23 protein-coding genes and 1 pseudogene are annotated in these 23,734 nt (G+C 63.7%); 17 read left to right on the top strand and 7 right to left on the bottom strand.

Features of this window, described 5'->3' with window-relative positions:
* Positions 1-231 precede the first annotated feature (231 nt).
* A complete protein-coding gene (gene alr, locus CJ177_RS34505; RefSeq protein WP_179443359.1) occupies positions 232-1,425 on the top strand; it encodes an alanine racemase in 1,194 nt (397 codons plus the stop codon).
* Between the two features lie 43 nt (positions 1,426-1,468).
* On the opposite strand, the gene CJ177_RS34500 is transcribed toward alr, so the two are convergent.
* From CJ177_RS34500 to CJ177_RS34490, 3 genes are all read right to left on the bottom strand, one after another.
* Positions 1,469-2,833 carry an MFS transporter gene (locus CJ177_RS34500; RefSeq protein WP_095869766.1) on the bottom strand — a complete coding sequence of 455 codons (1,365 nt, stop codon included), beginning with the start codon at positions 2,831-2,833 and terminating at the stop codon, positions 1,469-1,471.
* 187 nt (positions 2,834-3,020) lie between these two features.
* Positions 3,021-3,800 carry an alpha/beta fold hydrolase gene (locus CJ177_RS34495; RefSeq protein ID WP_054715088.1) on the bottom strand — a complete coding sequence of 260 codons (780 nt, stop codon included), beginning with the start codon at positions 3,798-3,800 and terminating at the stop codon, positions 3,021-3,023.
* Positions 3,801-3,926: 126 nt separating this feature from the next.
* The gene (locus tag CJ177_RS34490) at positions 3,927-5,246 is read right to left on the bottom strand and encodes an MFS transporter (protein WP_095869765.1); all 1,320 of its coding nucleotides are present in this window, start codon (positions 5,244-5,246) and stop codon (positions 3,927-3,929) included.
* Between the two features lie 347 nt (positions 5,247-5,593).
* Between CJ177_RS34490 and CJ177_RS48680 the strand changes: the two genes are divergently transcribed.
* On the top strand, positions 5,594-5,923 hold the full coding sequence (locus CJ177_RS48680) for a helix-turn-helix transcriptional regulator (RefSeq protein WP_257014822.1): 330 nt from the start codon (positions 5,594-5,596) through the stop codon (positions 5,921-5,923).
* A gap of 94 nt (positions 5,924-6,017) precedes the next feature.
* Here CJ177_RS48680 and CJ177_RS34480 read toward each other — a convergent pair whose 3' ends face one another.
* Positions 6,018-6,653, bottom strand: a complete 636-nt coding sequence (locus tag CJ177_RS34480) for a GntR family transcriptional regulator (protein WP_257014821.1) — start codon at positions 6,651-6,653, stop codon at positions 6,018-6,020.
* A 367-nt stretch (positions 6,654-7,020) separates the two neighbouring features.
* On the opposite strand from CJ177_RS34480, the gene CJ177_RS34475 reads away from it, so the two are divergent.
* From CJ177_RS34475 to CJ177_RS34405, 15 genes and pseudogenes are all read left to right on the top strand, one after another.
* On the top strand, positions 7,021-8,523 hold the full coding sequence (locus tag CJ177_RS34475) for an aldehyde dehydrogenase (protein ID WP_095869762.1): 1,503 nt from the start codon (positions 7,021-7,023) through the stop codon (positions 8,521-8,523).
* A gap of 26 nt (positions 8,524-8,549) precedes the next feature.
* Positions 8,550-9,662, top strand: a complete 1,113-nt coding sequence (locus CJ177_RS34470) for an NDMA-dependent alcohol dehydrogenase (RefSeq protein WP_095869761.1) — start codon at positions 8,550-8,552, stop codon at positions 9,660-9,662.
* A 229-nt stretch (positions 9,663-9,891) separates the two neighbouring features.
* Complete coding sequence (locus CJ177_RS34465) at positions 9,892-11,067, top strand: thiolase family protein (protein WP_257014820.1); 1,176 nt, start codon at positions 9,892-9,894, stop codon at positions 11,065-11,067.
* Complete coding sequence (locus tag CJ177_RS34460) at positions 11,064-11,468, top strand: Zn-ribbon domain-containing OB-fold protein (RefSeq protein ID WP_095869760.1); 405 nt, start codon at positions 11,064-11,066, stop codon at positions 11,466-11,468. The genes CJ177_RS34465 and CJ177_RS34460 overlap by 4 nt, the downstream gene beginning before the upstream one ends.
* Positions 11,465-12,598 carry a CaiB/BaiF CoA-transferase family protein gene (locus CJ177_RS34455; RefSeq protein WP_095869759.1) on the top strand — a complete coding sequence of 378 codons (1,134 nt, stop codon included), beginning with the start codon at positions 11,465-11,467 and terminating at the stop codon, positions 12,596-12,598. The genes CJ177_RS34460 and CJ177_RS34455 overlap by 4 nt, the downstream gene beginning before the upstream one ends.
* Positions 12,598-13,533 carry an SMP-30/gluconolactonase/LRE family protein gene (locus CJ177_RS34450; protein WP_143548755.1) on the top strand — a complete coding sequence of 312 codons (936 nt, stop codon included), beginning with the start codon at positions 12,598-12,600 and terminating at the stop codon, positions 13,531-13,533. The genes CJ177_RS34455 and CJ177_RS34450 overlap by 1 nt, the downstream gene beginning before the upstream one ends.
* Positions 13,530-15,206, top strand: coding sequence for an AMP-binding protein (locus CJ177_RS34445; RefSeq protein ID WP_095869757.1), 1,677 nt, complete (start codon positions 13,530-13,532; stop codon positions 15,204-15,206). The genes CJ177_RS34450 and CJ177_RS34445 overlap by 4 nt, the downstream gene beginning before the upstream one ends.
* A gap of 5 nt (positions 15,207-15,211) precedes the next feature.
* Positions 15,212-15,457: pseudogene (locus tag CJ177_RS34440) on the top strand (acyl-CoA dehydrogenase family protein); the annotation flags it as partial.
* A 101-nt stretch (positions 15,458-15,558) separates the two neighbouring features.
* On the top strand, positions 15,559-15,951 hold the full coding sequence (locus CJ177_RS34435) for a Zn-ribbon domain-containing OB-fold protein (protein WP_240960784.1): 393 nt from the start codon (positions 15,559-15,561) through the stop codon (positions 15,949-15,951).
* Complete coding sequence (locus CJ177_RS34430; RefSeq protein WP_095869756.1) at positions 15,948-17,093, top strand: thiolase family protein; 1,146 nt, start codon at positions 15,948-15,950, stop codon at positions 17,091-17,093. The genes CJ177_RS34435 and CJ177_RS34430 overlap by 4 nt, the downstream gene beginning before the upstream one ends.
* Positions 17,090-17,587 carry a hypothetical protein gene (locus CJ177_RS34425; protein ID WP_095869755.1) on the top strand — a complete coding sequence of 166 codons (498 nt, stop codon included), beginning with the start codon at positions 17,090-17,092 and terminating at the stop codon, positions 17,585-17,587. The genes CJ177_RS34430 and CJ177_RS34425 overlap by 4 nt, the downstream gene beginning before the upstream one ends.
* Entirely contained in the window at positions 17,584-18,378 is a 795-nt protein-coding gene (locus CJ177_RS34420; RefSeq protein WP_095869754.1) for an SDR family NAD(P)-dependent oxidoreductase, read from the top strand. The genes CJ177_RS34425 and CJ177_RS34420 overlap by 4 nt, the downstream gene beginning before the upstream one ends.
* 197 nt (positions 18,379-18,575) lie before the next feature.
* Positions 18,576-19,070 carry a nuclear transport factor 2 family protein gene (locus tag CJ177_RS34415; RefSeq protein ID WP_095869753.1) on the top strand — a complete coding sequence of 165 codons (495 nt, stop codon included), beginning with the start codon at positions 18,576-18,578 and terminating at the stop codon, positions 19,068-19,070.
* 26 nt (positions 19,071-19,096) lie between these two features.
* Entirely contained in the window at positions 19,097-19,855 is a 759-nt protein-coding gene (locus CJ177_RS34410; protein ID WP_095869752.1) for an SDR family NAD(P)-dependent oxidoreductase, read from the top strand.
* Between the two features lie 318 nt (positions 19,856-20,173).
* Entirely contained in the window at positions 20,174-20,941 is a 768-nt protein-coding gene (locus CJ177_RS34405; RefSeq protein WP_157951383.1) for an SDR family NAD(P)-dependent oxidoreductase, read from the top strand.
* 202 nt (positions 20,942-21,143) lie between these two features.
* Here CJ177_RS34405 and CJ177_RS34400 read toward each other — a convergent pair whose 3' ends face one another.
* From CJ177_RS34400 to CJ177_RS34385, 3 genes are all read right to left on the bottom strand, one after another.
* Entirely contained in the window at positions 21,144-21,515 is a 372-nt protein-coding gene (locus tag CJ177_RS34400) for a hypothetical protein (RefSeq protein WP_257014819.1), read from the bottom strand.
* A 193-nt stretch (positions 21,516-21,708) separates the two neighbouring features.
* Positions 21,709-22,002: a hypothetical protein gene (locus tag CJ177_RS34395; protein ID WP_054713554.1), complete on the bottom strand. Its 294-nt coding sequence runs from the start codon at positions 22,000-22,002 to the stop codon at positions 21,709-21,711.
* Positions 22,003-22,642: 640 nt separating this feature from the next.
* Positions 22,643-23,650, bottom strand: coding sequence for a LacI family DNA-binding transcriptional regulator (locus CJ177_RS34385; protein WP_179443358.1), 1,008 nt, complete (start codon positions 23,648-23,650; stop codon positions 22,643-22,645).
* Positions 23,651-23,734 lie beyond the last annotated feature (84 nt).

The following is a 23,734-nucleotide window of genomic DNA, read 5'->3' as shown; positions in this document are numbered from 1 at the left end:
CTCGGACCGGCATCTGGTGCCTTGAATCGGGTCATCACCCACCTCGCCTACTGAATCGAGGATAATCTGGCAGTCGACCGAACCGGGCTTAACGTGGTCAAATTACATGCCCGATGACCGAGGTTGTGGCCGAGTAAGGTGTCAGGCAGAATTCGCAGCCTCGTCCGAGGCACTCCGTCCTCCCCACCCCTGTATGGGTGGGCGCTTGCCATTGAATCGAGGGCCAGAACCGTGTCAGCCATCCACACGGAGACCGCTGTCGCTCCCGGCGCCGGATCTCTGGAGGGCCGTCGACCGGCGATCGAGGCCTGTGTGAACCTGGACGCCACCTCCCGGAACACGAGGGCCCTGGCCGCTCGGGCCGGGACGGCGTCGTTGATGGCGGTAGTCGAGGCCAACGCGTACGGCCACGGTGCGGTGCCGGTCGCGGTCACCGCCTTGGCGGCTGGGGCGCGGGAACTGGGGGTTCGGACGATCGATGAAGGGTGCGCACTTCGCCGGGCCGGTATCGGCGCCCCGATCCTGGCGTTCGCGCCGGTACGTGGGTACGGGGAGGACTGCCTCGACGCGGGAATACGAACCGGCATCGCCGTAACGGTTGAATCCGCCGATCAGGTGGCGGCCGTGAGGGCGGCGGCACGGTGCGGGACAACTGCGACGGTCCAGGTGGCCGTCGACTGCGGACGTGCACCCCAGCGGGTCCCGCACTGGGCAGATCTGATCCGGTCGCTACGCGCCGCTCAATCGGAGGGGACGGTGCACGTTCGCGGCATCTACTCGTCGACCGGCGACGACACGAATGCCGACTCTGTGGTGGATCGAGACCGCGCCCATTTTCTCGAGTACTTACGGTTCGCACGCGCAGCCGGGGTGACCTTCGAATCCGCCCATCTCGCCGGCGCGCAGGCGCTGCGTCGCAGTGACTTACGCTTCGACCTGGTCCGCGCCGATCTCGGTCTGTACGGTGTCGCGCCAACCGGTTCTGCCCTCGAAGCGGAACTGGTTCCGGCCCTGACGTTGTCGGCGGAGGTGGCGCTGGTGAAGAAGATCGCGGCGGGCGACGGGGTCTCGTACGGATTCCGGTGGGTGGCAGAGAGGGACTGTTCGATCGCACTGCTGCCTGTGGGGTACGCGGACGGGATTCCGCGTGCGCTGGGTGGCCGCATGTCGGTGCTGCTGGGCGGCAGGTGGCGCCCTCAGGTCGGGCGGGTATGCATGGATCAGATACTGGTCTACCTCGGGACCGACACCGATGTGGTCGAAGGAGATCGCGCCGTGTTGTTCGGGGGAACTGTGGGCAGCACCGCGGGTGCGCAGCGGTGGGCTCACGCGCTCGGGACGACGCCCGCCGAGATTCTCGGCGGACTGCGTGGTCGGATCGAGTGGCGTTACGTCGGTGGCGCGCCGGGCACCCCCGGCGCATAGCTCCGCGGATGCGGTGTCCGCGGAGCTATGCGCATCTACGGAACTACTCGTGGGTGCCGGTCAGTTGTCGTGACGCACCGAGTCGGGGGTCCCGGTCGGTATCGGCCGGTCGCTGGTCGGCATCGTCGATCGCGCATGGTCTCCTGCTGAGCGCGATCGTCGAGAGGGCCCCAGCCACGCTCCAGAGTGCGAGCCAGGTACAGATCAGCCAGGTGGAGTGTGTCCAGCTGTAGAACAGCGTCGCCATGAACGGGGCGGTGCCACCGATGACACTGACTGACAGCGCCTGACTCAACGCGACGCCGCTGAACCGGACATCGACACTGAATCGCTCCGCAAGGAACGCCGGCTGCGGGGCTTGCAGTGCCGAATGCACCACCGCCAGCATGAAGGTGATGCCCAAGAACGCGGCCCAGCCCGACCCGGTATCCATCAGCGCGAACAGCACGAAACCTCCGAACAGAGCGGTGAAGCACCCGGTGAGAATGACGATGCGGCGGGAGAACCGGTCACTCAGATGACCGGATACCGGCAGGCTGATCAGATAGACGATCGATGCGGCGAGCAGCGCATTGAGCATCGTGGTGCGGCTGAGGTCCAAGATCGTGGTGCCGTAGGAGACGGCGTAGGTGGACACCAGATAGAACAGGATGCCTCCAGGCGCGATGACGCCCGCGGCCAGAGCGACTTCCCGCCATTGATTGCGCAGTAGTGAACGCACCGGGGTGCTTTGCTGGGCGGACGCGGTCTGCAGTGCCGTGAAGTCCGGAGTTTCCTCGACGCCGAGGCGGATGAACATCGAGATGGCGAAGAGGACGGCGCTGAGCAGGAACGGGATCCGCCATCCCCAGGTGTCGAAAGCGTCGCCGGAAATGTGGTCACTGACGGTGATGGCGATGGTCGACAGCAGGAGTCCGCCGGGTACCCCCATCTGAACGGTGCTTCCGTAGAGCCCGCGCCGGTGCGGGGGTGAATGCTCGACGAGCATCAGAGCAGCTCCACCCCACTCTCCGCCCATCGCGATGCCTTGCACGAATCGGAGGGTGACCAGAAGGAGCGGAGCGAACCAACCGACTTGCTCGAATGTCGGAAGTACGCCGATCAGAACCGTCGCGGTGCCCATCATCAACAACGAAAACACGAGCGTCTTGCGCCGACCGACCTTGTCCCCCATTCCGCCGAAGAGAACACTGCCCAACGGCCTGGCCAGGAATCCGACCGCGAAAGTCGCGAAGGAGGCGAGGGTCCCCGCCAGCGGGCTGTATGACGGGAAGAACAAGGGCCCGAACACGAGGGCTGCGGCGGTGCCGTACAGGAAGAAGTCGTAGTACTCGAGGGCAGTGCCGGCGAATCCTGCTGCGGTCACGCGCAACATCTTTGTGGTGGAGCGTTTTTCAGACACGCTCATGATGGTTCCTCCAGAGAAGCAGTAAACGTGCGGGGGTGGGCCACGGCGTGGTACACGGTGGCTGGAGTCGAGAAACTCTCATGCGGATAGCTCGCCGTCGATCATCAGTTCGGCGCGGCGTCGATGACGAAGCCGCTCGACGGGGCGGGCAGGTAGTTCATGGTTGGTCAAAACTGCATCGCTGGGTCTACCAACGCGGGAGCGCATCGAGGAAGGTGGTCAGCGCCGTTGTCACGGCATCGGGGTTCTCCTCGGTCACCAAGTGACCCGCACCAGGGATTCGCGCGAAAGCCGATCCCGGTATCCGGGCGTGCATCCGTTCGGCGGCGGAAATGTCGATGCCGTTGTCGTCCTCACCGTGCACGATGAGGGTCGGAATCTGTATCTCGGACAGGCGGGAGAGGCGTTCACTCTTGCTGATCCACGAGTTGTATTCGCCCCATACCGACCGTGATGGTCTAGTCCGCCACTTGTGCACCCACGAATCGATCAAGGCGGGACGGTTCGCGATGGCCTGCGGGCCGAAAATGATCGGAACAAAGGTCTGCGAAAAGCTCGCGGGGATGGGGTCTTCGCTCTTCATGGGGCGGAACACCTCTGCGAACTGCGTCTTCTCCTCGCTGGTATAGGCGTCGGCCATCGTGTCCATCAGGATGAGCCCGGCCAGCCGTTCCGGGTACTTCAGGGCCAGCTCGATCGCCATGAAACCGCCCACCGACATTCCCACCAGTACGAATCGGTCGATTTCTGCTCGGGCGGCCACTTCCAGACAATCGGTGACCAGGGAGTCGAGGTCGTATTCGGTGCCGTATTCCGACGTTCCGGCCCTGCTGGTGTAGGCGACGGTTCGATAGCGATCAGCCAGAGCAGCGGTTTGCTCGGCGAACATGGTCCGGTCCAGGAGCGTGCCGTGGCTGAAGAGCACGGGTGGGCCGTGACCCTGGTCTGCGACGTCGAAAACTTTCATTGTGTTCTCCCTTCTGGCCAGTGCGTCGTGTCGCTCGGCCGGAGGCAGGTGGGGCGAGGCGGGGTAGTTGCATTCGACAGTGGGGGTGCAAGGCTCCGGTTGGTTCCGTTTGCGCGGCAGCGCATGTCAGTGCACCAGGTCCTCGAGGTTGGAGTTGAGTGCCTTCGGCCGTGGGACCATCCACAGGCCGACCAGCGCGATCAGCGGTAGAACGGCACCGAAGACGATGACCAACACATTCCAGCTGTAGACGGTCAGCAGAGGGGCGACAATGAGCGCGAGAGTCCCGTAGCTGGTCCACAGCATGCCCGAACCCCATGCTCCGCCCGTGCCACGAATACGCGTGGGGAAGGCTTCCTGGAGAAAATTCGAGGACCCGCCCCAGAGACCGATGGTGATCAAGACGTACACGATGAACCAGGGCACGATCGTCGACGGTGTCGCCAGGTACACCATGAAGAGTGCGCATACGGATCCAAGCACCCCGACGGCGGTGAGGGTGTAGTGGGCACCCTTGCCCCGTGTGACGAAACTGGCGGCGAGGATGGTGACGATCCCGAGCCAGTTTGCCCAGGTGATCGCCCGGTTGGCCTCGAGGAACGAAATGTCCTTACCCTGCAGGAAGCTCAGTCCGAAGTAGGACATGATGGCGTATTGGGGCACGATGAAGAGGAAGAACAGGGTCACCCCGATGGTGCGGCGACGCATATCGGCCGCCCACAGCTGGGAGAGCACACTCTTCTCCGTCTTGGCGACGTCGATGTGGAACCTGCTCGACCCAGTTCGACGGGCATGCTGGAGATCCTGGAAGTGCGGTGTTTCCTTGATGACGAAGGAGACGGCGATACCGAAGGCCAACGGGAGTATGCCGACGATCCAGAACACCGCCCGCCATCCCATGCTGGCGGCGATGTGTTCGGAGAAGAAGGCCGATGATCCGAATCCGATTGCCCACCCCACTGGAACGGTCCCGGTCATCCATCCGCGATGCTTCGCGGGTACCGATTCCGCAATGAGGACGGTAGCCAGCCCCCACGAGACATAACCGATGGTTGCAATCGACCGGAGAATTCCGAATGACGTGGTGTTCCAAGCAAATCCAGTAAGAATCGTGAACGCCGAGCAAATCGCGATAGCCGCTACGAAGAGAGGTTTACGGCCGAATCGGTCCGTCAATGGGCCGATGAGGAACATGGCGATGACACCGCAGGTGAAGAATCCGCCTGCATAGATGTATCCGACGGCACTGTCGGAGAAACCCAGGCTTTGTTGGACGAGTGGGTAACTGGTGGGGAAAATTGCGGCGTCGGCCGCGATGGTCGCATAACCGAGCACCCCCAGCACCATGACAGCCCAGTGATAGGGCCGCAGCCGATCATCCGCGGCAAGAGTGGTGGTTGGGGGTCTTTCGCGCAAACCGTCGTCGTCAACGGCAATTTCTGTCATGGGGTCTCCTGGTGGCGTCGAGGGGGCTCAAGGAGGAGCGAGATCGCGCAGTGGCGAGCGCCACATAGTTTGCGGGTTTTTGCATCACTTATCAAGTTTTTGTGCGGTTTCGGCACGGGATTCCACGAAGCGTTCTCGCTGAACAGCCGTTACCTGCAGTTTTTGAGACACAGGTCTTCCGAACGTGTCATCGCCACACCGACCAAGGAGGCCGATTTGATACAATCGAGGGGCGTCGAGTAGTGAAAGAGGAGCAAGTGGCGACAACCCTTCCTGATCGTGACCGCTGCCATTCGCGGAACGAGGCAGTTCTCGGCGCCTCCGGGTGGCTTGCTGTCCACCGTGCCGTGACGGCACTGCGATCAGATGGGCTCGATGACCGCGCGGCCCGTGGCGCAGCTCTCGACATCCTGGGCCAGCTCATCGCCGTTCCGTGCGACACCGATCACGGGGGCGGTGGAACGCGCGGCGCATCATTGAGCGGTCGAGAACGCGACGTGCTCGAGTGCCTGGTCGACGGCTCGTCCAATCGAGAAATCGGACAGCAGCTCTACATTGCCGAGAGCACTGTGCGCTTTCATGTGAGCCACATCCTGCGGAAGCTGGGCATGCGGACACGGGCGGAAGTCATTGCGCTCGTCTTGAAACAGCGGCGATTCGACTACCCGATTAACTGACAAGGCGGACGCCGGCCAGCGCCAGGGCCATTTCTTCTCGTCGTCGACGGGGAAGTCCGGTGATCCCGGCCACTGACTGGTCTTTCGCCTGCCGTTAGTCGTCGTCGGCGAGGATCCCATCGCGCTTGAGCTTGGCGATCACGTACTCCCCCTCGAACTGAACGTGTTCGCGTGATGCAGCGTCTGCCCCTGCCCCGTCCCCCCGCTCCAAAGCGTCCAGCATCTTCTGGTGACTCCGGTTGGCTTCGGGGCTCGCGCCGGGGGGTGCCTCGTATACGGCCCGTGGCAGATTTTTGGCAAGCTGCCGCAGCACCGACAGTAGGCGCCGGCTGCCACCCGTTTGGTTGATGAGGGCGTGGAACTCCCAGTTCAGGTTGTGCAGACGGTCAGGATCGTCGCTCTTCTGCATGAGTTCGTGCAGCTCGTGCAGCCGTGCAAGCGTTGGCTGGGTGATCCGGGATGCGGCGCGTCGCGATGCGAGCCCCTGCACCATTCCGTAGATCCGGTAGTGATCGTCGATGTCCTCGCGCAGGATGGGAACGACGAAGGAACCACGATGCGGTTCGGAGTCGATCAATCCCTCGGCTTCGAGGGCGATGAGCGCTTCCCGAACCGGCAGGCGACTGACCCCGAGATCTTTGGCGATTTGGTCCTGGGGCACTCGCTGCCCCCGGATCAAAGACCCGTCGAAGATCATCGTCTTGATGTAGTCGACGACCTGACCACTCATGTTCCGCCGCAGGACCTGAGGACGAGCGTCCTCACGTCGGCCACCGTTGCGTGCAGCACTGCTCGGCACATCGATTCCGGCGTCGAACGCTGTCATATCGACTCCCCTTATTTGATCAATCATCAACACTGGTTAGTGTAGCGGTCCCGTCGGCACAGCGTTACGTCATAAGCCGACAGCTTCCCCCACTAACAGTGGCATCAGGTAAATGGCCCTGAACAGTCTCTTCTTCTGTCTATGCGCCGCCGAGGCGGCGGAAGGGCCGCGTGTCGGACGCGCTGGGCGGTTGGGCGGACTCGACTTGAAGCACTTCGATGACGTAACGTGAGTCACACCTGATGTATCACATATCCATTTGAGAGGCACGATGACAATCACCGCATCGACTGATCACCTTCTGTCCTCCGCTGTCGTCGAGCGTCTGAAGACCGCTCCGCACGTTTTCATTGACGGCGAACGACGCTCAGCGCTCAGCGGAGAGGAGATACCCGTCTTCGACCCGGCAACCGGCCGCCAGATCGCGGTTACGGCCTCCGGAGGAGTGGACGATGTCGCCGCCGCGGTCGATGCCGCCCGGCGCGCGTTCACTGAGTCCGCCCCGTGGCGGCAGATGAGTCCACTGGACCGCGGACGCATCCTTCATCGCATCGGCGATCTGATCTACCAGCACGCCGACGACTTCGCCCAGCTCGAGGTCCTCGATGCGGGGAAGGTTCTCGGCGCAGCACGAAACATCGATGTCGAGTTCGCCGCGCGGGCGTTCCACTACTACGCCGGCTGGCCCACCAAGATCGTCGGTTCGACCGTCCCGGTGTCTCATCCCAACATTCACGTACGCACCGAACGCGAACCGGTCGGAGTGGTGGGCGCGATCACCGCGTGGAACTTCCCACTTCTGCTGTGCGGTTGGAAGATCGGTCCCGCCTTGGCGTCCGGGTGCACGATTGTCCTCAAGCCTTCCGAGGAAACACCCCTGTCGGCGCTGTGGCTGGCGGAGCTGGCCATCGAGGCCGGACTGCCTCCCGGCGTGCTCAACGTCGTGCCCGGCACAGGCGGCACCGCTGGTCAAGCACTGGTCACCCATCCGGGGGTCAATAAGCTCACATTCACCGGTTCGACGAAGGTCGGCAAGCACATCGCCCGTCAAGCCGCAGAGGACGTCAAACGGGTGACCCTGGAACTGGGCGGCAAGTCCGCCAACATCATCCTCCCCGACGCCGATGTAGAGGAGGCGGTGACCGGTTCTGCGGGTGGCATCTTCTGGCACTCCGGCCAGACCTGCAGTGCCCCATCCCGTTTGTTCGTTCATAAGGACATTCACGACGAGGTAATCGAACAGCTCACCTCGATCGCAGGGCAGTTGAGGATTGGACACGGACTCGACGAGGGCGTCGACTTCGGGCCACTCGCCAACGGTGCGCAACTCGAGCGCGTCCAGGGATACGTCCAACGTGCAAAGGACGAGGGCGCCACGGTCTATCAGCCCGCGCAGGTTCCCGCCGATCTGACCGGACACTTCTACCCCCCGACGATCATCGCCAACGTGACCGACGATATGGAATGTGTCCGCGAGGAGATCTTCGGTCCGGTCCTCGTGGTTCTTGCCTTCGACCACATCGACGAGGTCATCGAACGAGCAAATGCCAGCGACTACGGCTTGGCCGCGGGTATCTGGACGAAGAACGTGAACACCGTCCAGACGATGACACGCCGACTGCAGGCCGGGACCGTCTACGTCAACGGCTGGGGATTGACCGATCCAGCAGCTCCCTTCGGTGGGTTCCACCAGTCCGGCTACGGCCGTGACCTGGGCCCTGACAGCCTCGACGGATATCTGGAAACCAAGTCCGTCTGGACCATGCACAGCTGAAACCCCCTCGAACGATCGGAAGAACAATGAAGACACGCGCTGCCGTACTGACCGCACCCCACGCCCCCTTCGAGATCGTGGAGCTGGACATCGACGATCCCGGCCCCGGGGAGGTCATGTTGCGGATGTCTGCGGCCGGACTGTGTCATTCGGATCTGCACATGATGGACGGCGATCTAGCCGTGCGCTATCCGATGGTGGGCGGACACGAAGCAGCGGGCATTGTCGAGAAGATCGGCCCCGGAGTGAAGAAGGTCGTGGTCGGTGACCATGTGGTCTGCAGCTTCACACCGAGTTGCGGCATCTGCCGGTACTGCTCGACCGGACGCCAGAACCTCTGCGATGCCGGATCCACAATTCTCGAAGGCAGCATGCCGGACGGCACTTTCCGGCTGCACAAGGACGGCACCGACTACAGCGCCTTCTGCATGCTCGGGGCCTTCTCCGAATTCGCCACTGTGTCTGAGTACTCGGTCGTGAAGGTCGACGACTGGCTTCCACTCGACAGCGCGGTGCTCGTCGGGTGCGGCGTCCCGACCGGATGGGGCACCGCAGTCAACGCCGGCAACGTTCGCCCCGGAGACACCACCGTCATTTACGGGATCGGCGGACTGGGCACCAACGCGGTCCAGGGTGCGGTGCACGCCGGAGCGAAGTACGTCGTGTGCGTCGATCCGGTCGAATTCAAGCGAGACACCGCGCTCAAATTCGGAGCGACCCATGTCTTCTCCAGCGCCGAGGAAGCACAGGAAAAGGTCACCGAACTCACCTGGGGCCAGGGCGCCGACCAGGCCCTCGTGCTCATCGGCACCATGGACGAGGAAACCATTACAGCGGCATTCAAGGTGATCGGAAAGGGCTCGACAGTGGTGGTCACGGGCGTGTCCAACGCCGCCAACCTCACTGTCCACGTGTCAGGCCAGGAAATGGTGTTCATGGAGAAGACCATCAAGGGCACTCTGTTCGGGTCGTCGAACCCGCAGTACGACATCGTCCGGCTGCTGCGACTCTATGATGCAGGTCAGCTCAAGCTCGACGAGCTCATCACCACCCGCTACAAGCTCGACGAGATCAACCAGGGCTATCAGGACTTGCGGGACGGAAAGAACATCCGCGGAATCATCGACTTCTCGCTCTGAGCGCCAGCCAGCACTTCGGCGGCCTTCCGGGCTCCTCTACTCAGGGGCCCGGGAGGCGCATTGGCATGCCCGCGCATCCGGTAGAACCCACTCTGTCGCGCGCCGATCCCCCAGCAGCACAGAAGTATTCGGAACACCACCGACCCCATCCCCTCTTGCGAAACACTGCCGGAAATGACACAGTAATTTGCAAGTTGTCCGTATGTATCAATTATCAAATGGAGTTTCAGTGCAGGTTCATCGCGCAGATCGCGCCGCACTTCGCGCGGCCACCGCGGTGGTCGGGGTCGGCACGACCGAATTCGGCAATCTACCGGGTTCCTCCGCCGACGATTTGGCCTTGACCGCACTCGAGGCCGCACTCGCCGACGCCGGATTGACCGCGCGCGACCTCGACGGGTTGATCGTGAACCGGGTGAGCAGTTACGAGACGGTGGCCTCGCGGATGGGAGTCGAGCCACGCTGGACGGCGCAGCTGCCGGCAGAGGGACGTATGACCGGCATCGCCATCCAGATGGCGGTACTGGCCATCACTACCGGAATGGCCTCCACCATCGCGCTGGTGTACGGCAACAATGGGCGCTCGGGTGGGCACACCTATGGAGGCGGCGGCGCGAGCGCCAGCGCGGCCGCCGAGGGATACGGCACCAATCCGGCGCTGACCTTGCCGTACGGGATGACCTCGCCCGGAGCTTTCTACGCGATGATGTTCCAGCGGCACTGTTCGCAGTACGGCACCACCGCCGAACAACTGGCGCAGGTCGCGGTCACCCTGCGAGACCACGCATCGCTGAATCCGCACGCCGTGTTCAAAGATCCCATCTCACGCGAGATCTACCTCGAGTCCCGATTCATCGTCGATCCGCTGAAGATCTACGACTACTGCCTGATCAACGACGGCGGGGTGGCCATGATCCTCACATCTGCTGAGAGAGCCCGAGACTGCGCTCAACCGCCCGTGCATGTCCTGGGGTTCGGACAACAAGGGCAGCTACGCAACTCCGATTTCCCCCCGGACGACTTCTGGCGCGAGGCGATCGCCACCGCGGGGAAGCAGGCGTACACAATGGCCGATTGCAGCCGGGCCGACGTCGATGTCCTGATGGCATACGACAACTTCAGCCCCAATGTGCTTTTCACCCTGGAGGGCCTCGGATTCTGTGCACCGGGCGAGTCCGGAGCATGGATCCAAGACGGCCGAATCGGGCTGCGCGGTGAGCTGCCGATCAACACCTCCGGCGGTCATCTGTCGGAAAGCTACATGCAAGGGTGGGCGCTGAACGTCGAGGCCGTCCGCCAGCTGAGGAGAACCTGCGGAGACCGCCAGGTACAGGATGCGACCATCGCCCAATACCTGTGCGCCGCTCCAGTAGTGACCTCAGTCGTGTACGGAGCGCAGGCATGAACCCCCGCTATCTGTTGACCGCCCACCTCGAGGGGCTGGCCCGCCGCGAGCTGTTGATCAGCACCTGCGCGGCCTGCGGAACCCAACAGTTCCCGCCGAAAGCGGTCTGCACTCGATGCGGAAGCACGGAGAGCCCCCGGTGGAACCGGGTGAGCGGCGAGGGACAGTTGTGGACGTATGCAACCTTCCACAAGACCTACCTGACCGGTTTCCACCTACCGAGCCCGTACGTCGTCGCAGTCATCGAACTCGACGAGGGCGCCAAGATCTACGGGAACCTCGCCAGGGTGCCGACGTCCTCCTCGCTCCGGATCGGGCAGCGAGTCCGCGCCGAATTCACCACCACCGACGACGGAGCGTCACACCTGATCTTCGTCCCAGCCGACAAGGAAGGCACATGACCCACACAGCCCCCTCTCGCGGCCCGCTCCGTGGACTGCGCGTTGTCGAGATCGCCGCGCTCGGGTCGGCACCCTTCGCCGCGATGATGCTCGCCGACGCCGGCGCGGAAGTTTTGCGCATCAACCGGCCCGGCCAAAATACGAAAGGTGCCGGCATTCTCGGTCGAGGCCGGGCCGGCGAACTGAGTCTCGATTTGAAGGACCTACACGGACGCGACCGTGCTCTTGATGCCATCGAGCACGCCGACGTGCTCGTCGAAGGATTCAGGCCGGGTGTGATGGAACGTCTTGGCCTGGGGCCTGACATCTGCCTGGGACGAAATCCTGCATTGATCTACGCCAGAATGACCGGCTGGGGGCAGGAGGGACCGCTCGCGAATACCGCTGGGCACGATATCAACTATCTCGCGCTGACCGGTGCCCTCCGGTCCATCACCCGCCAGGGGGAAGTTCCCGTTCCGCCGCTCAACCTCGTCGGTGATTACGGCGGCGGCGGGATGCTTCTGGTCACAGGAATACTCGCCGCGCTCTACGAGCGGGTGACGAGCAATGTCGGTCAGGTCGTCGACGCTGCGATGATCGACGGAACCAGCTTGCTGATGAGCGGTATCTGGAATCGGAAGTCCACCGGGAACTGGTCGAGCGAACCCGGCACGAACAGCATCGACAGCGGTTCGCACTTCTACAACGTCTACCGAACCGCAGACGACGCTTTCATGGCCGTGGGCAGTATCGAGCCGCAGTTCTACCAGCGGCTGCTCCGCGGTCTCGGGCTCGCCGACGCCGACCTGCCGGCACAACAAGACCGGGCGCAGTGGCCGGCCATGAAGGATCGGTTCGCGAGTATCTTCCGGACGAAAACCCGCGAAGAATGGACGGTGGTCTTCGCCGAACTCGACGCGTGCGTATCCCCCGTCCTCACGCTCGACGAGGCGGTGACCGACCCGCACATGCAGTCCCGGAGCACCCTCCTCCGGGAGGATCGCGTCGAACCGGCGCCCGCTCCGCGATACAGCAGAACACCGGGCGCCGCCAACGGCGGCGAGAGCAAGCCCGCAGAGACATTGATGACGCAGTGGGCCTCGGCCACCTGCGCGACGGCGGCGACGACCAGAACAGGACAGCACTGATGGCGGCACCCTCGATCATTACCAGAACGGTCGACAACGGCCTGACCCTCGCAGAGAACATCGGCTTTACCGAGGGACCGGTGTGGACCACCGACGGCCGATTGTTCGTCACGAGTGTCAGCCGCGGCGCGCTGCACGAGGTCTTCCTCGACGGTCGCCCGGCTGTGGCGGCCGCCGAAACCGGTGGCGGACCGAACGGCATGACACTCGGCTACGACGGGCAACTGTGGATCACCCAGAATGGTGGCGACGTGATGCCTACCCGATCACAGCTGCCGGTCTCTCCGTCCATCCAAGTCTGGGACTACCGTGCTTCCACCACGCCGAGCACCATCTCCAGCGGAAATGTAGACGCCCCGTCGGACTGCACGTTCGGGCCGGACGGCGCCCTCTGGTTCACCGACCCGAACGGACACGGCTTCGGCGACGCGGCCCTGCCAGGTCGCGTCTGGAGATACGATCCCGCGGCCGATCACGCAACAGTCGTTCTCGACGACGTCTTCTTCCCCAACGGCATCGCGTTCGGACCCTACCCGGACCACCTGTACGTCGCCGAGACCGCCCGAAACCGGGTACGCCGCTACCTGGTCACAGCATCGACCGCAACCGTCGATCATGACTTCCCGGAGATCACCGTCCCCACCCCCGACGGCATCACCATCGACGCGCAGGGCGGGCTGTGGGTGGCGGGCAGCAAATCAGGAACCGTCACCTACTTCGACCCGGCCGGGCAGATGCGCGAGCAGTTGGCGATCGGTGAAGGAACGATGCCCACCAGCGTCTGCTTCGCCGGCGACGCGCTCGACCGTCTTATTGTCACCGTCGCCAAGGGCGGGCGCGTACTCGCCTTCCCCGTCGAAATCCCCGGCTCACCCACCCCGCCCGCACCTGCCCCACCCGCTTCGTCGCCCGCACAAACCGAGGAACTCCCATGACCGCATCAGCTCCTACCGCACACACCTGGGGGGCATTGCTGCACGAAATGGCCGACCGCTTCCCCACCCGCGCCGCGATCTCGTTCAAAGGCACCGACATCACCTTCGCCGAGCTCGATCACGAGGTCAGCCGATGGTCGAAGGCACTGCTAGCCATAGGGATCGGCCGCGGTGACTCGATCGCCATCTTGGCAGGTAACCGACCCGAATGGCTGTACACCGCGATGGCCGGAGCCCGGATAGGCGCCGCCGTCGTGCCGATCAACACCTGGTACAAGACCGATGAGCTCTCGTACGCGCTCGACCACGGCGATGTGAAGGCCCTGCTGTTCTTCGACCGGCTGCGCGGCACGGACTATGTGCCCATCGTCGCGGGCACCGTCGCGGCGGCCGCCAAGGAACCCGGCCCCGACGGCGTACTCCACGACACGGCATTGCCGACGTTGCGGCAGGTCGTCGAGCTCGGAGACCACCGCCTCCCGGCTGCAGTACCGCTACACCAGTTCCTCGGCCGCGGAGAACAGATTAGCGACGCCGCACTGGCCGGCGCCGAAGCCGCAGTCGAACCGGACGACCTCGCGTACCTCATCTACACCAGTGGCAGCACGGCCCGACCCAAGTGTGTCGCTCTCGAACACCACCACGCCATCATCAACACCTTCAACATCGGCGAACGGCAGGCTCTCGACGAACAGGACCGGTCCTTTCTCGCGACACCGCTGTTCTACGGACTCGGTGTCGTCCAGGCCCTCGGCGCGACCTGGACCCACGGCGCGTGCGTGGTCCTCATGGAGGTGTACGAACCCGGCCGAGCCCTCGAACTGCTCGAACGTGAACGCTGCACCGCCTACTACGGACTGGGCAACATGACCCGAAGCCTCGTCGACCATCCCGACCGCGCTCGCCGCCAACTCAGCCTCCGCAAGGGTGTCCTCGGCCTGAGCAAAGCCGACCGCCAACTCGCCCGCACCGAACTCGGACTGACCCTGGGCACCAGCATCTACGGATTGACCGAGTCCTACGGGTTGTGCGCGCTGACCGATGCCCACGACCCCGTCGAACGGGCCGAGGGCACCATCGGCCGACCCCTCCCCGACTGGGACATCCGCATCGCCGACCCGGAAACCGACGACCCCGTACCGGCCGGTGAAATCGGACAGATCCTGATCCGCGGACACGTCATGCGCGGCTACTACAAGGATCCCGACCGCAACCGCGAGGTCATGACACCCGACGGCTTCTTCCGCACCGGCGACCTCGGATACATGGACGAGCACGGGTACCTGCACTTCCACTCCCGGCTCTCGGAGATGATGAAACCCGGCGGCATCAACGTCAGCCCCCTCGAAGTAGAGCTACTGGTCGGGGAGATCGCCGGCGTCCGGGAAGTGCATGCCGTGGGCATCCCCGACATCGTCCGCGGTGAGGCGATCGTCGTCTTCGTCGACGCCGACCGCGACGACGTCACCCTCGCCCGGATCCAGGACCACGTCCGCAGCAAGGCCGCCAAATACAAAGCCCCGCACCATGCGATCTACGGAACCAGCGCCGGCTTCCCTCGAGTCGCCAGCGGCAAGGTACCCAAGGCCCGCCTACGCGAACTTGCGCTCACCGAACTCGGGCGCGACACCACCGGGGTGCCCACCCCGGCTGCTCCGCTCGCCGACCACTGACACAGATGGACTCTCACGTGAATTTCGAAATCCCCGAGGAAGAACAACTCCTCATCCAGACTGTCCGCGACTTCATCGACCGCGATGTGAAGCCTGTCGTGAACGAGATGGAACACCGGAACGAGTACCCCGAAAAACTCATCGAACAGATGAAGGAAATCGGCATCTACGGGCTGGCCCTTCCCGAAGAATTCGGGGGCGCCCCGGTCTCGACGCCGTGCTATGTCCAGGTCACCGAGGAACTCTCGCGCGACTTCCGCGACGCCCCCTGGTGGTCGTCGGTGAGGGCACCAACGAAATCCAGAAGAACGTCATTACAGCGCAGCTAGTTCAGAGAGGCGGAATGTAGCCCATGATTTCCACAGGTTCACCACTGAGAAGCGACGTCGTCAATTTGGAGCCGCAGGGCCTCAAGGGTATCGCCTGCCGGGTGTGTAGCCGACGCTCGTTCCCGGAGCGGCCGCTGTGCCCTCATTGCGGGGCTGACGCCGTCGACAACGTCCTGCTGGCCGGCCGAGGTCGAGTCGTCAGTTGGACCGTCGTTCACCAAGCCCCGCCCCCGTTGCAGACGCCGTACACCCTGGTGACCGTCGACCTCGACGACGGTGTCCGACTGCTGGGCGCGGCGACAGGTGCCGTCGAGATCGACGACGAAGTAGCTGTCGAGTTGTTCACATTGAAGACCGATTCCTCCGGAGAACCACTGTGGTGGTACCGCTTCCGGGGCACCGAGGAGAACCGATGAGCGAGACCTACATCGCCGGCGCCGGCATGGTGCGATTCGGCAAGTACCCCGTCGACGTCACGTTCGAGAAACTTGCCGTCTGCGCCGCACGCGAAGCGATGTCCGATGCGGGCGTGAGCACCAAGGACATCGAATCCGTCTACGTCGGGCATGTCTTCGGCGGTCCGGTCGCCGGTCAACGCGTCGCGGCGCAAATGGGCCTCGGCGGACTTCCCGTGTCCAACCACGAAAATTACTGCGCCAGCGGGGCCACCGCGATCCGCGAAGCCTGGATCGCGATCAAGGCCGGCCTGTACGACATCGTGTTGGTCATCGGTGCGGAGAAGATGACCGACCGTGTCTCCGGTGGGGTCATGCCCGACCCCACGGACCTCGACGCCATCAACGGCTTGGTCATGGCCGCCAATCATGGGATGAGCGCGCGGCGGTACATGTCCGACCACGGTGCCACCCGCGAGCAGATTGCCGCGGTGGCCGTGAAGAATCACGCACACTCGGTGCATAACCCATTCGCTCAATACCAGCGGCCGATCAGTTTGCAGGAAGTCGTCGACGCCCGCACCATCGCCGATCCCCTCGGACTGCTCGATTGCAGTCCCATCAGCGACGGCGCCGCCGCGGTGGTGCTGTGCAGTGCAGCCGGACTCGCCAAACTCGGGCGATCATCAGCGCCGCGCATCGCCGGCTGCGCCCTCGTCAGCGGCAAGATCGTCACCGCCGACACCAACCTCAACGACGAGGACGTGTCACGCCGCGCGGGCGAACAGGCCTGGGACATCACCGGATACGGTCCCGAAGACATCGACCTGGTCGAAATGCACGACTGCTTCACGATCGCCGAGATCGTCCGCCTGGAAGGCCTCGGTGTCGTCCCCGTCGGTGAGGGTGGTAGGTGGACCGAGAACGGTAACACCTCGATCGGAGGCAAACTCCCCGTCAACGCAAGCGGTGGCCTCCTCAGTCGTGGACACCCGGTCGGTGCCACCGGTGTCGCGCAAATCTGCGAGCTCACCTGGCAACTCACTGACCGGGCCGGTCAACGGCAGGTCGACAACGCGAATATCGGGCTTGCATACTGCAAGGGAGGCACCGTCAGCGGCACCGACGGCGGCTCGGTCACGGTACTGCTGGTGACGCGATGACCACCTCGACGATCACCACGATCGATCTCACCGGCACCACCCATGCCGCCGACGTACCCGCTTCCTCGGTCGTGGTGCTCGTCTACCGCGGCACAGCGAGTGAACAGACGATCGACACCGCGGACCTCGAGCAGGCGGTGGCACATCCGCTGATGGCTGCATTTTCCGCCGTTCAGCATCACTGGCCCGCCATCACCGAAGCACGCCATCGCGGCCGAGTTGTCGTCCTCGCCCCGGCGACGGCGGCACTGGGAGACCCGCTCAGGCCGTTGGACTGCGCGGTAGCCGGGGCTCTGATCAGCTTCGTCCGGTCTGTCGCCATCGAGCTGCAGCGGCACGGCGGCGCCGCGAACGCAGTCTTCTACGACACCGAGCCCAAGGAACCAGCCGTTACCGAGCTGATTTCGGCGCTCACGGCCGAGCATGCCGCTGCGGTGACCGGTCAAGAAATCTACGCCACCAACGGCACCGACCTCGGAAGGCTGCACCCATGAGCTCCGACGACCAGAAAGTTGCAGAACGGCCTCGCGTCGCCTTCATCACCGGTGCTGCCGGTGGTATCGGGCGAGGCATCGCCGAACACATGGCCGAACTCGGATACAGCATCGGCCTCTCAGACATCTCCGAAAGCGCACTGCAAGCAGTGGCGAAGGACATCACCGAGACCACCGGTGTCGCTGTGTCCGCATCCGCCGCGGACCTCGCCGACCGGGAATCCGTGCAAGCGGCGGTCGATGCCACCGTCTCCCGGCTCGGTGGGCTCGATGTTCTGGTGAACTGTGCGGGGATCCTCAAGGACGCGCGCATCGAGAAGATGGATCCCGCGGTCTTCCGGCAGGTTCTCGACGTCAATCTGATTGGGATGCTCACCACTACTGCCGCCGCGTTGCCGGCCCTGCGCAGCTCGGGAACCGGTCGCATCATTTCACTGACCTCGCGTGCCTGGCTGGGCAACTTCGGCTCCACCAACTACGCCGCCTCCAAGGGCGGGATCGCCGGTGTGAGTAGAAGCCTCTCTCTGAGCCTTGCAACCGACGGCATCACCGTCAACTGCATTGCGCCTGGGTTCATCGAAACACCGATGTCGAATTCGATGCCCGACGACATCGTCGAGCGGGTGCGTCAATCCGTCCCGGTCGGTCGAGTGGGGCAGCCCATCGATGTCGCACGCACGGTTGCGTTCCTCGCCGACGCCAACGCCGGTTACGTGACCGGGCAGAGTATCCCGGTATGCGGAGGACGAAGCATCAGCGGCTCGATGAGAAAGGACACCGTTTCGTCATAACAAGGCTAGGCCGAAGTGTTCAGCGAGTCTCCCGAGGGATGACATCGTCCCGATGCTGCGCATAAACGACGCCCGGCCAGCTAAAGCGAGACGAATGATCACCCGCCACTACGTGCTCGACGAGATTGACGGCAACTACGTCTTGGCGACGGCACGATCGTTTACGGCAAATCGACCCTAAGGACACGGAGGAATAGATGCCGCAGGTTACTGACATTGAAGCCCGAATCGACCGCCTTGAAAGCCAACGTGCCATCGAACGCCTCATCGCGCAGTACGCCCATGCCTTTGACCTGCAAGACATCGACATACTGCGCAGCATCTGGCACGAAGGCGCCACGCTAAGGCTCGGCGAACCCTTCGGCAACTTCACAGGTGTGGATGCGATCGTAGGCGCGGCCCACCAGCTCTGGTCCCAGAGCCCGCGGATGCATCATTGGATGTCGAACGCTGTGATCGACATCGACGGCGACACTGCCACAGCCACGACCGCGCTCGATTGCTTTGTCACCAACATCGAGTCGGGCCCTACACAGGTGGGCGGTATCTACCACGACCGATTCGAGCGACAAGACGGTCAATGGGGCATGGTCGAGCGTGTCTTCGACCTGCACTACTTCACGCCGATCAAGAGCTGGACGCCGGCGCACGGCAGCGAAACAACTCCGCTGTCTGTGCCTGACCCTCGCTAGTCATACCAAACACGAAAGGCATCAACATGACTACTCCCGTCCAAACAAACGATATCAGCGGCAAAGTCGCAATCGTCACTGGCGCAGCCAGCGGTATTGGGCGAGCCACCGTAGAATTGTTGGTAGAGCGCGGGGTCCGGGTGGTCGCTGAGGACCGCAACGTTGCCGTCGAGGCGCTAGCTAGCCCGAGCGTCGCCCCGCTGGTCGCCGATGTCACCAACGAGGACAGTGCCCACCGTGCCGTTGCGCTCGCGCAGCAGCGATTCGGCGGGCTCGACATTCTGGTCAACAACGCCGGGATCATCATCAACAAAACCGTCGCCGATATGACACTCGACGACTGGAATTCCATTCTCGCGGTCAACGCCACGGGCGCATTTCTGCACTCCCGAGAAGCCGTGCGGGCTATGACGCCGCAGAAGTCGGGTGCGATTGTCAACGTCGGTTCCTACGCGTGCTTCCAAGCTTTTCCCACAATCGCTGCATACGCAGCCTCGAAAGGCGCACTCGCCCAGCTGACTCGAGCGCTGTCCCTCGAGGTCATCGAACACGGAATCCGCGTCAACGCCGTCGGGTCGGGCGACGTGATCACCCACATCCTCGACGAGATACACGAAGACGGATCGGGCTTCCTCGCCGAGCACGGCAGCGGGACGCCGATCGGCCGCGCCGCCCAACCACGCGAAATCGCGCAAGTCATCGCATTTCTGGCCTCGGAAAAAGCAGCGTATCTCGTGGGATCGATCGTCATGGCCGACGGCGGGATGAGCGTCGCCGCCGGATGATGACCGGGTGCGGAAGGGGGCGGGCCGCCGCCACGTCGAGTCCGTCGCCGAGAATTTGGTGATCCGGAGCTCGATTACACAGAAACCACCGCCCGATTCGTCGTCGCCAGCAGCATCGGTCCGGCGCTCGCTATAGGCCGCGTGCTCGGCCGCTGGAGTGCTTACGCAACCGACCGCCGCGGCACTCCCCGATACGGCGCATCCGCACTCATAGCCAACCCAACTCCAGCTATCTCGACACCCGAGGGCAACCGGTCGCACTCCTAACAGCGCTAGCCACCCTTCCTCGACTCGATCACCCCTATGGGGAGGAATGTCATGAACTCCAGTCCGTCCACAGACACAACTGCCTCGGCGCCCAACCTGGGCGGCGAGACCGCCATCGTCACCGGGGGCAGCCGCGGCATCGGAGCTGCGATCGTCAAAGCGCTTGTAGGTGCCCGCGCCACTGTCGTGATCGCCGGCGGCTCGGAAAAGCACGGCCGCGACCTGGCCGCCGACCTAGGCTGCCACTACTTGCCCCACGACGTCAGCTCCGAACAGTCCTGGGAGACACTCCTCTCCCGTGTCCGGGATGACTTGGGCGACGTCACGGTTCTGGTCAACAACGCTGGCGTGCTCGATCCGGGTCACGACATCAGCGAAACCAGCGTAGAGAATTTCGAGCGCCACTACCGCGTCAACCAGCTCGGCGTCTTCCTCGGAATGCGCACAGTGGCAGCAGAGATGAAGCAAAGGGGCTCGGGCTCGATCATCAACCTGTCCTCCATCGGCGGTCACCGCGGCTACGCGAATCAGATCGGCTATTCCACGACTAAGTGGGCGGTACGCGGCATGACAAAATGCGCTGCGGTCGAGCTGGGACCGTATGGGGTGCGCGTAAACTCCGTTGCGCCCGGATTCATCAGCACCACGATGATCGACGTCATGCCAGACGAGCAAATCGATGCAGTCACCCATGCCACTCCGTTGCGGCGGCGTGGCACGGCCGACGAGATCGCGCGGGCAGTTCTGTTTCTCGCATCCTCGGAATGCTCGTTCATGAATGGCACCGAACTGGTCGTTGATGGAGGTTTGTCGCTCTAACTGTATGAGGTCGCATGACAGTTCTATCGTTAGCGACCAATGGCCTCGGTCACGGTACAGAGACTCGGGTTCCCTCAGCCCGAGCGGCGTATGCACACCGGTGGTCGGGGACATGTAGCGGAGCCGTCACTGCTGTGTTCCGGTCGCGACAATGCCGTCGCCGCAGCTACTGGGTCTCGCAGCCGGAGCCAGCGCTAAGGATTCAATCCGAAATTCCCTGGAACGATCGAGCGGCGCGGCGGCGGAACTTGCCGCAGTAGTCGCAGTGCGGGGTGTCCGGGCGACTCCAGCCGTCCAGGTTCTGGCCCAGTGCGCAGAAGCTCACGTAACCGGCTTCCTCCTCGACCAGGCGGGCGACGAACACCCAGCCGCCGAACCCGATCTGCGGGGCGGACAGGGGCAGGTGCAACCGCTGCTGTGCGGTGGTGATGCCGAGGGCGTTGGTCTCCTCGTGGGTGTAGGGGTCGAGGACGTAGGTGAACCGTTCGGCGATGTTGTTGTGCGCCAGGCGGGTGTTGGCGTTGTCGATCTGCGCCAGCGCGGCCGACAGGTTGGTCATCGGCAGGTCGTACATCACGGCTCCCCCATTCGCCGCCTCACTTCTCCATAACCTGACAATGTGGCATTGCATTGTTGCAACCCGGGAGGGAACCGGCCACCGATCAGCACCGGATACACGCACCGGCCCGGAACCGGACGTGCCCCGCATCGGCATCGATGCGGGGCACTCACCCCCCCCGAGAGGGGATGGCGGAGGCTGCTGTCGGTTACCCGCGGGAGAGTCCGGGCTGGATTTGGATCTGCCCGGGGTTGGCCTTGGTCTTGCCGACCGTCCATTCGCCGTCCGCACCGCACACCAGGGCGCCATTGCGGTCGCCGGGCTTGCCGTATGTCACCGTCTCATTTCCGTTCGAGTCCGTGTTCACGATCGGGCACGGACCACCGGTGGGACCGTTCGGGCCGATCGGCTCGGCCTGAGCGACGGACGCTGCCCCGGCCGCACTCAGGACCGTAAAGGCAGTGAAGGCGATGGCGGTAAAGGTTCGGCGGGCGTTGATCATTCATTCGCTCCTGAGGATGTCGGGGAAGTGCGTCGGTGACAGATACAACTCTGCCCACTCCAACGCCCGAACCGAAGCAACCCCAGGGGTCCGTTCGCCCACCCCAGGGAGGGAAACACCCCACCCCAACACGATGTAGCAGAGGGCCCGCCAGACTGCCTGAGGTCAATATCGATTACACCGAGCCGGGTGTTCATACCCGCTACCGTGTCCGGGTAGGGACCACCTTCCACGGGCCGAGTCCGTGGCTGCACATCACCCGCGCCGTCCGCACGCGCGGGCCCCGCCGTGCCGCGATCGCCCACCTCGGCGAGGACGCCCCCACCCTCCTGCCGCTGTCGTCAGCGTCCTCGAGTTTGCTGTGAAGTGCCGGGATGGTGACACCCCATGAGGTCGGTGCTGCCGCTCCGGGGCCGCCGGCGTCGAGGTCCGGTCCGCGACCGCACCACCAACGCCCTCAACACCGAACAACCCGAATAGCTATGGGACCCAACGCCGAATATTGTCGGGTGTTGTGCGAATATACCTTCGGTCGCGGAACCTCGAAATAGTACTGGCCCCCGCGCAGGACCCCCGTGAGAGTCTAATGGGGTGCATACGCGTCTCCGCGGCCTCTCAGTGAGGATCAGGCGGACAGCCCTCAACTCGGTTGCGCATCAGAGGCATCGACAGCTCGATGCAAGTTCGCCGCATGAAAACGGTGCAGTGGTTCGGATGGAGGTGCAGTGGACACTTCAACGAGGAAGTCCATGGCCTCGTGGCCGAAACTTCGCGGGGCAAGATCTACTGCGAAGATCTGAGAACTTCCCAACTCACTGACGGGGTCGCCAGCCAGGGAGGCCACGCGAAAACCGTGCTCGCTGTGGACGTCGGGAGTCTTCCCGAGCGAGTGCAGCATCGGGAGGGCGCGCCCGGCCAATCCTTGGGGGCCGAACACGATTGCGTCGACGGCGTATTCACCAGTCAATTTCTTGAGAGCAGCGAACAGTTCGTCCTCGTTGGGGTCTGCGGGTAAGAGGAGCATGTGTGGCTCGATGCCCTCACGGAGGCACCACTCTTCGAAGCTGCTCTTCGAGTCGGCGGCCCAATGGGGGCCGCGTAGTGATTCCAGGCCGACGTAGCCCGGACGGCGCGTACCTGTTGATTTGAGGTGCTCGAGAACAAAGTCGACGACGGCGCGATGGTCGATCTCGATCGTTCCCACCGGTTGCGCGGGCAGTGGAAGGGGGCCGCTCCGTCCGGCGAAGACGATCGGGATCGCGGCCCGCAGCATCCTGTCGACTACCGGGTCGTCGTCGAGAGCATCGATGACGATTGCGCCGTCGACCTGGAAGTGTTCGGATGTTCGCGTATGGAGCGTGAGATCTCGTCCGACGGACGCCGCTGCGTCCGCTGCTCCGAAAGCGAAGTGCATGTAGAAGGACAGCCCTCGGACCTCCGAGGGGATGTACAAACCGAACGCGCCGGTCGTTCGCCGACGCAATGACCGGGCGGCGCGATTCGACACGTATCCCATCGACTGCGCGGCCGTCATCACCCGCTGACGCGTGGCCTCCGACACCCGACCGGATCCGATCAACGCGTCGGAGACCGTCGTCTTCGACAGTCCGAGTTCGCGAGCCAGGTCGATGATCGTCACTGCCGGCATGCCGCAATCGTACTGAGGTTCCGGTTTGGGAACTTCGACAACACGCCTTGACATGTGACCGGGGTTACGTGACGATAAAAATGT

The sequence above is a fragment of the Rhodococcus sp. ACPA1 genome, from assembly GCF_002300195.1.
GTDB lineage: Bacteria > Actinomycetota > Actinomycetes > Mycobacteriales > Mycobacteriaceae > Rhodococcus_F > Rhodococcus_F opacus.
The sequence above is the reverse complement of the archived record's forward strand: the minus strand, read 5'-3'. Positions and strand labels throughout refer to the sequence as shown.

Coding starts and splice junctions, on each gene's coding strand:
- CJ177_RS34500 (WP_095869766.1), bottom strand. CDS start 2,833: ATGAGCGTGTCTGAAAAACGCTCCACCACAAAGATGTTGCGCGTGACC.
- CJ177_RS34495 (WP_054715088.1), bottom strand. CDS start 3,800: ATGAAAGTTTTCGACGTCGCAGACCAGGGTCACGGCCCACCCGTGCTC.
- CJ177_RS34490 (WP_095869765.1), bottom strand. CDS start 5,246: ATGACAGAAATTGCCGTTGACGACGACGGTTTGCGCGAAAGACCCCCA.
- CJ177_RS34480 (WP_257014821.1), bottom strand. CDS start 6,653: ATGAGTGGTCAGGTCGTCGACTACATCAAGACGATGATCTTCGACGGG.
- CJ177_RS34475 (WP_095869762.1), top strand. CDS start 7,021: ATGACAATCACCGCATCGACTGATCACCTTCTGTCCTCCGCTGTCGTC.
- CJ177_RS34470 (WP_095869761.1), top strand. CDS start 8,550: ATGAAGACACGCGCTGCCGTACTGACCGCACCCCACGCCCCCTTCGAG.
- CJ177_RS34460 (WP_095869760.1), top strand. CDS start 11,064: ATGAACCCCCGCTATCTGTTGACCGCCCACCTCGAGGGGCTGGCCCGC.
- CJ177_RS34455 (WP_095869759.1), top strand. CDS start 11,465: ATGACCCACACAGCCCCCTCTCGCGGCCCGCTCCGTGGACTGCGCGTT.
- CJ177_RS34450 (WP_143548755.1), top strand. CDS start 12,598: ATGGCGGCACCCTCGATCATTACCAGAACGGTCGACAACGGCCTGACC.
- CJ177_RS34445 (WP_095869757.1), top strand. CDS start 13,530: ATGACCGCATCAGCTCCTACCGCACACACCTGGGGGGCATTGCTGCAC.
- CJ177_RS34435 (WP_240960784.1), top strand. CDS start 15,559: ATGATTTCCACAGGTTCACCACTGAGAAGCGACGTCGTCAATTTGGAG.
- CJ177_RS34430 (WP_095869756.1), top strand. CDS start 15,948: ATGAGCGAGACCTACATCGCCGGCGCCGGCATGGTGCGATTCGGCAAG.
- CJ177_RS34425 (WP_095869755.1), top strand. CDS start 17,090: ATGACCACCTCGACGATCACCACGATCGATCTCACCGGCACCACCCAT.
- CJ177_RS34420 (WP_095869754.1), top strand. CDS start 17,584: ATGAGCTCCGACGACCAGAAAGTTGCAGAACGGCCTCGCGTCGCCTTC.
- CJ177_RS34415 (WP_095869753.1), top strand. CDS start 18,576: ATGCCGCAGGTTACTGACATTGAAGCCCGAATCGACCGCCTTGAAAGC.
- CJ177_RS34410 (WP_095869752.1), top strand. CDS start 19,097: ATGACTACTCCCGTCCAAACAAACGATATCAGCGGCAAAGTCGCAATC.
- CJ177_RS34405 (WP_157951383.1), top strand. CDS start 20,174: ATGAACTCCAGTCCGTCCACAGACACAACTGCCTCGGCGCCCAACCTG.
- CJ177_RS34400 (WP_257014819.1), bottom strand. CDS start 21,515: ATGTACGACCTGCCGATGACCAACCTGTCGGCCGCGCTGGCGCAGATC.
- CJ177_RS34395 (WP_054713554.1), bottom strand. CDS start 22,002: ATGATCAACGCCCGCCGAACCTTTACCGCCATCGCCTTCACTGCCTTT.
- CJ177_RS34385 (WP_179443358.1), bottom strand. CDS start 23,650: ATGCCGGCAGTGACGATCATCGACCTGGCTCGCGAACTCGGACTGTCG.